The sequence below is a fragment of the Streptomyces sp. NPDC046203 genome (genome assembly GCF_040646255.1).
Taxonomy (GTDB): Bacteria; Actinomycetota; Actinomycetes; order Streptomycetales; family Streptomycetaceae; genus Streptomyces.
The window spans coordinates 89,654-99,560 of record NZ_JBEYZX010000022.1 but is presented as its reverse complement, the minus strand read 5'-3'; the positions used below and the strand labels follow the sequence as shown (position 1 = coordinate 99,560).

General features: G+C 72.3%; 9 protein-coding genes. 4 read left to right on the top strand and 5 right to left on the bottom strand.

The window, feature by feature from the left end; translation table 11 throughout:
* Positions 1 to 90: 90 nt before the first annotated feature.
* Positions 91 to 1,908, bottom strand: a complete 1,818-nt coding sequence (gene cdgB / locus ABZ990_RS18240; RefSeq protein WP_361232020.1) for a diguanylate cyclase CdgB — start codon at positions 1,906 to 1,908, stop codon at positions 91 to 93.
* Between the two features lie 465 nt (positions 1,909 to 2,373).
* On the opposite strand from cdgB, the gene ABZ990_RS18235 reads away from it, so the two are divergent.
* Positions 2,374 to 2,892 carry a flavin reductase family protein gene (locus tag ABZ990_RS18235; protein ID WP_361232032.1) on the top strand — a complete coding sequence of 173 codons (519 nt, stop codon included), beginning with the start codon at positions 2,374 to 2,376 and terminating at the stop codon, positions 2,890 to 2,892.
* A 324-nt stretch (positions 2,893 to 3,216) separates the two neighbouring features.
* Here the strand turns inward: ABZ990_RS18235 and arfB are convergent, their stop codons facing one another.
* Positions 3,217 to 3,645, bottom strand: coding sequence for an alternative ribosome rescue aminoacyl-tRNA hydrolase ArfB (gene arfB, locus ABZ990_RS18230; RefSeq protein WP_361232018.1), 429 nt, complete (start codon positions 3,643 to 3,645; stop codon positions 3,217 to 3,219).
* Between the two features lie 250 nt (positions 3,646 to 3,895).
* On the opposite strand from arfB, the gene ABZ990_RS18225 reads away from it, so the two are divergent.
* The gene (locus ABZ990_RS18225) at positions 3,896 to 4,471 is read left to right on the top strand and encodes a TerD family protein (protein WP_361232016.1); all 576 of its coding nucleotides are present in this window, start codon (positions 3,896 to 3,898) and stop codon (positions 4,469 to 4,471) included.
* Positions 4,472 to 4,729: 258 nt separating this feature from the next.
* Here ABZ990_RS18225 and ABZ990_RS18220 read toward each other — a convergent pair whose 3' ends face one another.
* Complete coding sequence (locus ABZ990_RS18220; protein ID WP_361232030.1) at positions 4,730 to 6,088, bottom strand: M1 family metallopeptidase; 1,359 nt, start codon at positions 6,086 to 6,088, stop codon at positions 4,730 to 4,732.
* 412 nt (positions 6,089 to 6,500) lie between these two features.
* Between ABZ990_RS18220 and ABZ990_RS18215 the strand changes: the two genes are divergently transcribed.
* Together ABZ990_RS18215 and ABZ990_RS18210 are read left to right on the top strand one after the other, a co-directional pair.
* Positions 6,501 to 7,730: an FAD-dependent monooxygenase gene (locus ABZ990_RS18215; RefSeq protein ID WP_361232014.1), complete on the top strand. Its 1,230-nt coding sequence runs from the start codon at positions 6,501 to 6,503 to the stop codon at positions 7,728 to 7,730.
* A 282-nt stretch (positions 7,731 to 8,012) separates the two neighbouring features.
* The gene (locus ABZ990_RS18210) at positions 8,013 to 8,513 is read left to right on the top strand and encodes a hypothetical protein (RefSeq protein WP_361232012.1); all 501 of its coding nucleotides are present in this window, start codon (positions 8,013 to 8,015) and stop codon (positions 8,511 to 8,513) included.
* A gap of 140 nt (positions 8,514 to 8,653) precedes the next feature.
* Here the strand turns inward: ABZ990_RS18210 and ABZ990_RS18205 are convergent, their stop codons facing one another.
* Entirely contained in the window at positions 8,654 to 9,037 is a 384-nt protein-coding gene (locus tag ABZ990_RS18205) for a hypothetical protein (RefSeq protein WP_361232010.1), read from the bottom strand.
* 74 nt (positions 9,038 to 9,111) lie between these two features.
* Complete coding sequence (locus ABZ990_RS18200; protein ID WP_361232028.1) at positions 9,112 to 9,756, bottom strand: pentapeptide repeat-containing protein; 645 nt, start codon at positions 9,754 to 9,756, stop codon at positions 9,112 to 9,114.
* Positions 9,757 to 9,907: the final 151 nt, after the last annotated feature.

Genomic DNA, 9,907 nt, shown 5'->3' with positions numbered 1-9,907 from the left:
ACGCAGCGTGGGGGCACCTCCCGTGCCCGAAGGGCTACGGGGGAGGGCGTGCCAGGCGTCGCGGGCCAGGAGGGACTTTCGAAACACGCCCTAGCCCGCTCGGCGGTGCACCTTCGCCCGCGACCGCTTCTCGATGTACATCCGCTGGTCCGCACTGTTGAGGACTTCCTCGACGGTCATCCCGCACTCGGCCCAGCCGATGCCGAAACTGGCGCCGACCCGCACGGCCCGCCCGTCCACCCGGATCGGCGGGATGATCGCGTTGCGCAGCCGTACGGCGAGATCGGCGGCGTCGGCCGCGCCGAGGCCGTCGGCGAGGACGACGAACTCGTCGCCGCCGAGCCGGGCGACGGTGTCCCCGTCGCGAACGCCGGTGGTGAGGCGGCGGGCGACCTCGATGAGCACGGCGTCTCCGGTGTGGTGGCCGAAGCGGTCGTTGATCGACTTGAAGCCGTCGAGGTCGCAGAAGAGGACGGCCAGGCCCTTGGTGCCGTCGTCGACCTCGCCGCCGGAGGGGGCGACGAGATGGACGTGGTGGTCGTACTCGCCGGCGGCGGCGCCCGCCGGCGAGAACCCGAAGCCGTGCTCGTGGTCGTAGTCGTAGCCATCCGACGCGTACTCCACCGCGTACTCCACCGCGTACTCCGACGGGTACTCGGGCGGGTACGCGGAGGCGTATGCGGCCCCGTACTCGGATCCGTACGGCGACGGGGACGGGGACAGGGACTGCTGGTGCGGTTGGGACTGCGCCTGCTGGTGCGCCTGGTACCCGGACGACTGCGCCGGTATGTGTCCCGGAGCGCCGGCGCCGGTACCGGCAGCGGCGGGGCGGGAGCAGATCCGGGCCGAGAGCCGGGAGCGGAGTTCGGCGCTGTTGGGGAGGCCGGTGAGGGCGTCGTGCGAGGCGCGGTGGGCGAGCTGGAGCTCGTGGCGCTTGCGCTCCTCGATGTCCTCGACGTGGGTGAGGAGGAAGCGGGGGCCGTCGGCGGTGTCGGCGACGACGGAGTTGCGCAGGCTGACCCAGACGTACGTGCCGTCGCGGCGGCCGAGGCGCAGTTCGGCCCGGCCGCCCTCGGCGGAGGTGCGCAGCAGGGTGCCGATGTCCTCGGGGTGGACGAGGTCGGCGAAGGAGTAGCGGCGCATGACGGAGGCGGGGCGGCCGAGCAGCCGGCACAGGGCGTCGTTGGTGCGCAGCAGGCGGCCGTGCTGGTCGCCGCCCATCTCGGCGATGGCCATGCCGGAGGGCGCGTACTCGAAGGCCTGCCGGAAGGATTCCTCACTGGCGCGCAGCGCCTGCTGCTCGCGTTCGAGCCGGACCAGGGCGCGCTGCATGTTGGAGCGGAGCCGGGCGTTGCTGATCGCGATGGAGGCCTGCGAGGCGTACATCTGGAGGGCCTCTCGGCCCCAGGGGCCGGGGTGACGTCCGTTGCGCGGGCGGTCGACGGAGATGACGCCGAGGAGTTCGCGGGCGGAGCCGGAGGCGTACATGGGGGCGTAGAGCCGGTCGTGCGAGTGCCACTCGTCCTCGAAGCGCGGGGCGGGACCCTCGGTGTGCCACTGCGGGACGTCGTCCTCGATCAGCACCCAGCCCTCGGTGTGCGGGATGAACCGCAGGTCGCCCCAGGACTCGCCCATGGAGAGCCGGCGGTCCCAGGAGGCGCGGGAGCCGACCCGGCCGGTGATCAGCGCCTCGGCGGCGGGGCTGCCGGCGAAGGCGGCGACGACCAGGTCGCCGTCGGGCCGGACGAGATTGACGGCGGCCAGCTCATAGTTGAGGCCGGTGACGATGCCGTCGGCGACGGCCTGCAGAGTGTCCGCGAGGCTGCGGGCGGTGTTGAGGTCCGTCACGACCCGGTGAAGCTGCCGCAGGGTCGCAAGACGGACGTACGGCTCCGACTCGGTCTCCATCGCTCGCTCTCCCCGAGACCTCGACAGCTGACTCCAGGATTCTCATCGGTTACGGCTACGGCTTTGGCTACGTAATGCACTGTCCCCGCCACTGAATCACAGCGCGCTGCGCACTCGGTACACAGGGTCAACAATTACCCCCCTCTGTGACTCAAGTCACAACAACCCCGGAATGGCATATTCCGTCCGGGGTCCTAGGACCCATGAGGGAATCGCCGCTGGTCCCCGGGCCCGATGCGGCACGGGAGGGAAGCGGACTAGCGTGCGAGGGTGCTCCAGAAGACCCCCGTGACCTCCCCCGTGCCGCCCGCCGTCCACGACCTCGCGATCCCCTCGGCCGCCGCATTCCCCGGATTCCCCGTGCCCCCGGCGTCCCCCGGGACCCCGCCGGGACCCGGGACCCCGCCGGGCCTCGGGACCCCGCCGGGCCCCGCGCTCGCGGCGGCCGGCCCCGGGGCTGCCGCGATCCCTCATGCTGAGGGGGTGAGCGACGACGAGTTCCGCGCGGCCATGTCCCGCCTGGCGGCGGGCGTGGTCCTGGTGACGGCGCACGACCCGGAGGACGGTCCGCGCGGCGAGGACATCGGCATGACGGCCACCGCCTTCCTCTCCGTCTCGCTGGACCCGCCTCTGGTCCTGGTCAGCCTGCGCAATGGCTCCCGGATGGACGACGTGCTCGCGGAGGTTCCGGTCTGGGCGGTGTCGCTGCTCGCCGAGAACCAGCGGCAGATCGCGGGCCGCTTCGCGATGCGCAACCGGGTCAGCGACCGGCTGCTCTTCGCCGACCTCCCGTACCGGCGCGGCGAACACAGCGACGCGCCCCTGATCGGCGGCGCGCTCGCCACCCTCGAATGCCGTACGGAGAGCCGGGTGGTGGCGGGGGACCACACTCTGGTGATCGGCCGCGTCCTCGCGACGGAGCTGCCTCGGGCGGAGGGCGGCCCGCTGACGTACTTCCGCGGGAACTACCGCACGCTGGGCTGAGCGGGGCGGGGCGGGGCGGTTCGGCCGCCTGGGCCGGCTGTGCGGGCCGCGCCATCGCGCAGGACGGCGGGTCGGCTCGCCCCGTACGGGATCGGCTCGTACGGGATCGACCCGTACGGGTTCCGCACCGCCCCGTACGGCCCGCCACGCCCCGACCCCTACGGGGGGGGCGGCGAAGCCCGGCCCTACGCGCGCGGGGAAACCGCGCGGGGAAACCGTGGGACGCCCCGCAAGACTCCGTACCGTCAGCGCCACCCGTCAGCGCCAGTCGTCAGTGCCGACCGTCAGTGCCGACCGTCAGCACCAACGGTTCAGTGCCGACCGTCAGTGCCAGTCGCGGCCCTGCCGGCCGCGCTTGGTGTCCGCGCGCTGTTTCTTCTCCCGCAGCCGTCGTTCGTTGATCCCTCGGGGGATCTTCGTCGGGCGGCGCGGCTTCGGCGGCGGTGCGCTCGCCTCGGCGAGCAGGGCGGCCAGACGTACGGCCGCAGTCTCGCGGTTGCGCCACTGGGAGCGGTGCTCCGAGGCGCGGACGACCAGGACGCCGCCCACCAGACGGCCCGCGAGCCGTTCGAGGGCGCGTGCCTTCCACACCTCGGGCAGGGCCTCGGTGGCCGCCAGGTCGAAGCGGAGCTCCACCTGGGAGTCGCTGGTGTTGACGTGCTGGCCGCCCGGCCCGGACGACCGCGAGAAACGCCAGATCAGCTCGGCCTCGGGAAGCGAGACGGAGCCGCGGATCGGATAGGGACCGGACATGTGTCCATGTTCCCCGCCCGCGCGACCGCACGTCACGCTCTTTTCCTCCGGGACTCTGGCGGAAAGGCCGCCCGCGCGGGAGGCGGGCATGGGAAGCGGGCACGGAAGCGGGCACTGGAATCAGCCATTCCGGAAACGGTGCCGCGTGCTGGAACCGACGGGCAGCATCGCGCGTTATCGCTTTCGACGACCCGTCAGCAACCGGTGCCGCACCCCGTGCCGCACTTCGTACCGCAGAAAGGGACTTCCCATGGCTGTAAGCCTGTCCAAGGGCGGCAACGTCTCCCTGACCAAGGAGGCCCCCGGCCTCGCCGCCGTCACCGTGGGCCTGGGCTGGGACGTCCGTACGACCACGGGCACGGAGTTCGACCTCGACGCGTCCGCCATCGGCGTCGACGCCATGGGCAAGGTCGTCTCCGACGGTCACTTCGTCTTCTTCAACAACAAGTCGACGCCGGACCAGACCATCGTCCACACCGGTGACAACCGCACCGGCGAGGGCAGCGGCGACGACGAGCAGATCAGCGTCAACCTGGCGGGCCTCGCCCCCGGCATCGACAAGATCGTCTTCCCGGTCTCCATCTACGACGCGGTCACCCGCTCGCAGAACTTCGGCCAGGTCCGCAACGCGTACATCCGCATCGTGAACCAGGCCGGCGGCGAGGAGCTCGCCCGCTACGACCTGTCGGAGGACGCCGCCGTCGAGACCGCCATGGTCTTCGGCGAGCTGTACCGCAACGGCGCCGAGTGGAAGTTCCGCGCCGTCGGCCAGGGCTACGCCTCCGGCCTGGAGGGCATCGCCCGCGACTTCGGCGTCAACCTCTGATCCTCTGATCCAACGGCTGCCCGTCCGGCATCCGCACGCACGCGGCCCGTCACCCTCACGAGGGGGTGGCGGGCCGCGCGCCGTCGGCGGTCATACGCAGTCATATGCCAGGACGCGGCGCGTGGGTCTGGCATATGCCGGAACCGACCTCCGCGCCCCAGGCCGGAGACCCGGCCCCAGACCCGGATCAGGGCCCGGATCAGCGCCAGGATCAGGCCCCGACCCCGACCCCGACCCCGACCCCGGGCCCGACCCCTCTCAGGGTTTGGCGGGCTTCTTGTCCCCGTACAGCCAGACGTCCCACAGACCGGACAGGTCCTTGTCCGTCATCGACTCGGCGTAGTCCGTGAAGTCCCGGGTGCTCGCGGTGCCATGCCGGTACTTCGCCGGCCAGCCCTTGAGCATCTCGAAGAAGCTCGCGTCCCCGACCCGCTGCCGCAGCTTGTGCAGCACCATCGCGCCCCGCTGGTACACGGGCGGCGAGAACAGGTCCTCCGAGGTCGGCGGCTCGGCCGGCGGGAAGTCCCAGACGGCGTCGTTGGCGAAAGCGTGGTCGAAGGACTTCTGCGCCGGAAGGTGCGCGGTCCGCTCCTCGTACAGCCACTCCCCGTAGGTCGCGAACCCCTCGTTCAGCCAGATGTCCTTCCAGCTCGCGGGCGAGACGGAGTTCCCGAACCACTGGTGCGCCAGCTCGTGCACGAGCGTGGGCGAGTTGAAGGAGGAGACGGGCAGGATCGGCCGGGTCTGGGTCTCCAGGGCGTAGCCGAGGTCGCCCTCGCGCTCGACGATCACACCGGCGGACGAGAACGGGTACGGCCCGAAGAGCCGCTCCTGCTCCGCGAGGATGCCGGGAACCTTGGCGAGCAGCCCCGCGCTCTTCGCGGCGGCGGTCGGATCGACGGCGTTGAGCACGGGCACCCGGCCGCCGAGCGCGGTCGTGGTCGAGGTGTCGAAACGGCCGATCGCGAGCACCGCGAGATAGCTCGCCATCGGCTCGGCCGAATGCCAGACGGAGGTGACGCCGCGCCCGTCGGCGGTCTTCCGCTCGGCCGTGCGCACCCCGTTGGACAGCGCCTTCAGCCCGGCGGGAACGGTGACGGTGACGTCGTAGGTGGCCTTGTCGGAGGGGTGGTGGTTGCCGGGGAACCAGGCCATCGAGCCGGTCGGCTCGCCGACGGCGAGCGCCCCGTCGGAGGTCGGGACCCAGCCCTCCTCGTCGCCGTCCGTGTCGGTGATCGTCTTCGGGACGCCTTCGTAGGTGACGACCGCGACGAACCGCGCCCCCTTGTCGATGTCGCGGCGCGGGCGCAGCGTCAGTTCGTTGCCGGCCCGGTTGACGGCGGCGGGCGCGCCGTCGACGGTCGCGGAGCGCACGGTCATACCGCTGAAGTCCAGGTTGAAGGCGCTCAGGTCCTGGGTGGCGGTCGCGGTGATCTCGGCCTTGCCGGTGAGGCGGCGGGTGGAGGGCTCGTACGACAGGGTGAGGCCGTAGTGGCCGACGTCGTAGCCGCCGTTGCCGAGCTTCGGGAAGTACGGGTCGCGCAGCCCGGCCGCGCCGGGGGCACCATGGACCGCGCCGCCGTCCCGGCCCGCTCCGGCGGCGCAGCCGGCGGCCAGGAGGGCGAGGGCGACGGCCACGGCTCCGGCCCGGATTCGGGTACGCGTCGAGTTCACGAACCGATCCTAAACAGACGTACGAAACCAGGCGCCTGAAACGGGATCGATGGGACCGGCGCGCCGGATCGGGGGCCTCAGATGCCCGCACGACCCGTAGGACCCGTAGGACCCGTAGGACCCGTAGGACCCGTAGGACCCGTAGGACCCGTAGGACCCGTAGGGGGTGGTGCGGGCGCCGGGCGGGTCCGGGCCGCCCCGGTCGGGCCCGGATAACCGAAGAGGCTTCCGTAGGGGTCGTCCCTCCGGGCGTTCCTGGCCCGTCTCCCCCACCCGCACACCCTCCCCCTGCTACTGTCCGTTGCTTTCCGGACGCACCGTGTCATATGCCCGATGAAGATCCGTGGGAGCGCACATGAAGATCTCCGTCGTCGGGGGCGGCCCCGGCGGGCTGTACTTCGCCATCCTGATGAAACGCCAGGACCCCTGCCACGAGATCACCGTCTACGAACGGAACCCGGCCGGGTCCACCTACGGGTGGGGTGTCACCTACTGGGCGGGGCTCCTCGACAAACTGCGCGCGGGCGACCCCGAGTCCGCCGAGGCGATCGCCGCCGCGTCCGTCACCTGGACCGACGGCACGGCGATCGTCCGCGACGAGCGCACCACCCACCACGGCGACGCGGGCTTCGGCATCGGCCGCCGCCGCATGCTCGCCCTGCTCGCCGACCGGGCCCGGGAACTCGGCGTCCACGTCGCGTACGAGCACCCGGTCGACGGCCCCGGCGCGCCCGAGCTGGCCGGCGCCGACCTGGTCGTGGCCGCCGACGGGGTCCACAGCGTGCTGCGCGAGGCGCACGCCGGCCACTTCGGCGCCGAGATCACCAGCGGCCGCAACCGCTACGTCTGGCTCGGCACGACGAAGGTCTTCGACTCCTTCAACTTCGCCTTCAAGGAGACGGAGCACGGCTGGGTCTGGTGTTACGCGTACGGCTTCAGCGGCGAGCAGTCGACCTGCGTGGTCGAGTGCGCGCCGGCCACCTGGACCGGCCTCGGGCTCGACCGGGCGAGCGAGGCGGACAGCCTGCGCCTCCTGGAGAAGCTCTTCGCCGACCTGCTCGACGGCGAGCCGCTGATCGGCCGCCACCACGAGGACGGCGACCCGGCGGCGCCGGCCCAGTGGCTCACGTTCCGCACCCTCGGCAGCCGCGTCTGGCACCGCGGCCACACCGTCCTGCTCGGCGACGCCGCCCACACCACCCACTACTCGATCGGCGCCGGCACCACCCTCGCCCTGGAGGACGCCCTGGTGCTCGCCGCCGCCCTGCGCCGGTGCGGCCCGGACGGCTTCGGCTCGCTGGACCGGGCGCTGACCGCGTACGGGCGGCGGCGGCGCGCCGAACTCGTCCCGGCGCAGAGCGCGGCCCGGCACAGCGCGCAGTGGTACGAGAACCTGCCCCGCTATATGCGCCTGCCGCCGGACCGCATGTTCGCCCTGCTCGGCCAGCGCCACTCGCCGCTGCTGCCCTACGTACCGCCGCAGCTCTACTACCGCCTCGACCGCGCCGCCGACCGGCTGGAACCGCTGCGCCGCCTCAAGCGCTGGCTCGGCCCGCGCCTGGCCCGCGCCGTCCACCGGACCTGAGCCGGCGGCACGGGGCGCGGGAGCCCGCGAAGGCAAAGGGGCCGGGCGCGGGGACTGCCGGGGGGGGCGGGCGTACGCACGGAGCGGACGCACGCGGGCGGGGCGGACGCACGGGAGGCAGGGCGTACGAGGGGGCCGGGCGCCCCGCCCGGCACGAACGCCCGCCCGACCCGGCCCCGCCCCCGGGCCCGTACGCCCGCCCGGGCCCCGGCCCCCACCCCCACGTACGTCCGCGCGCCGCCCCCGCGCCGTACCGCCCTCCGGACGTGACACCATCGAGGCGTGCTCGACATCGGCTACTCGCTCTCCCGCCGCTTCCCCGACCCGCCGCAGACGGACTACCGCACGGCGGACGTCCACGCGCTGCGCCACGACCTGTTCTGCGGTGACGTGTACCTCGCGGACACCGACAAGGACGAGGAAGTATCCACAGCCTGGGGATGGGTGCCGGTGCTCGACTTCGCCTGGGCGCTGTGCGACATCGTCGAGCGGCTCGACCGCGACCCGCGCGGCAGCCGCGCGGCCCAGCCGCAGTACGCCGAACTCGACTTCACCGAGTCCTCGGACCGCATGCTGTTCGAGCGCCGGTTCGGCTGGGTGGACGTCGAGGCCGACTGGATGCCCGGCGAGCAGCCGCCCCTCACCTTCAACCACGCGGCGCTGCGCCGCGAGGCCCGCGACTTCCTGCACGACCTGATCGCCGACCTCACCGACATGCACGAGGACCTCGCCGGCAACCCCGCGATCTGGGACCTCCAGGCCCGCTTCCCCCGCGTGTCCTGACCCGGCCCCCGGCCCCCTCTTCTTTTCCCTTCCCTTTTACTCACGGATCTAGTGCCGCAACAGGCAACAGCCGCCGACAAGCGCCTCACCGCCATCGTGAGCGGGGCCAACACCGCCTGACTGGCGGGCGCCAGCCGGTGTCACCAAAGGTGCAGGAAGCTCCGGACATCGTCATAACCGTCGAGAGCCCGACCGTCCACGTCCGCCGGGTCCGTTTCAGCACGCGCCGCCAGCGACTTCGCCAGCGCAAGAGCGCCGTCGCCAAGACGGCCGAAGCGTCGAGCGGTATGGCCCAGACACAGGCCGGCCAGCCCGAGAAGCGGACTGCTCGGCACTGCGCGCGTCCCGACCTCCATGCACCAGTGCTCGACGAACTCACGGTCGTTGTCGCTCAAGGCGATTCCGACCAGGGTGTTCGCCGCCTCGCCCTCGTGCGAGCGGTCACGCAGAGCCCGCTCCAGCGTTTCGGCCACGGCCTCATGAGACAGCGCGGGAGGGTTCTCGAAACTCAGGTGCGAATGCATCCCGCGAGACTACGTGCCCCTTGTGATCCGCACTCCCCTCAGTAAGAACGGGGCGAACGTTGCCTGACGCCGCACTAGTCGGTCACCCGCAGCCCCAGGTGTGCCGCGAACACCGGTGCCAGATCGAGCAGTTGGGACGGCGAGATCACCGCACCGGCCAGCGCGTCCACGCCGCGGGCGATCTCCAGGCGCCGTACCGTCCGCAGATCGACATCCTTCATCCGCACCCCGCTGAAGTCGGCGCCGATCAGCACGCAGTCCCGGAACTCGACGCGTTCGAGGGTGGCGCGCGCGAAGTCCGGCTCGTTCAGCACGCAGCCGTCGAAGACCACGTCCTTCAGCCGCGCCGCCCGCAGATTCGGGAAGTCCGCCTTCCCGCCCCGGATCCACACCCGTTCCAGAACGGCCCCGTGCAGCTGCGCACCGCCGAGGCGCGCCTCCACGACCTCCACATCGCGCAACTGCGCCCCCGCCAGGTCGGTGCCCACGCCCCGTACCCCGTCCAGCACCGAGTCGAGGAAACGCGCCGCCGTCAGCCGGGCGCCGTCGAGCACACAGCCGCGCAGCGCGCTGTCCAGGAAACGGGCGCCCGCGCCGTCCTGCCCGGTCAGGTCGGCGCCTGTGAACTCCACACCGTCGTAGTCCCCGTCCGGCTCCAGGGCCCCCGCGTACGGGGCGAGCGGGGGCAGCCGGACCTCCGGCAGCCGCGCCGCCGCCACCGGCTTCGGCTTCACGCCCCGCGCGCCGACCCCGCGCTTGCCGCCCGCGCCACCCCTGCCATCCCTGTCGTCCCTGCCACCCCTGCCGTCCCCGCCGTCCATTTCTTCCATGTCCCTCACGCTCTCCATCGTGACGTACGCCACTGACAAT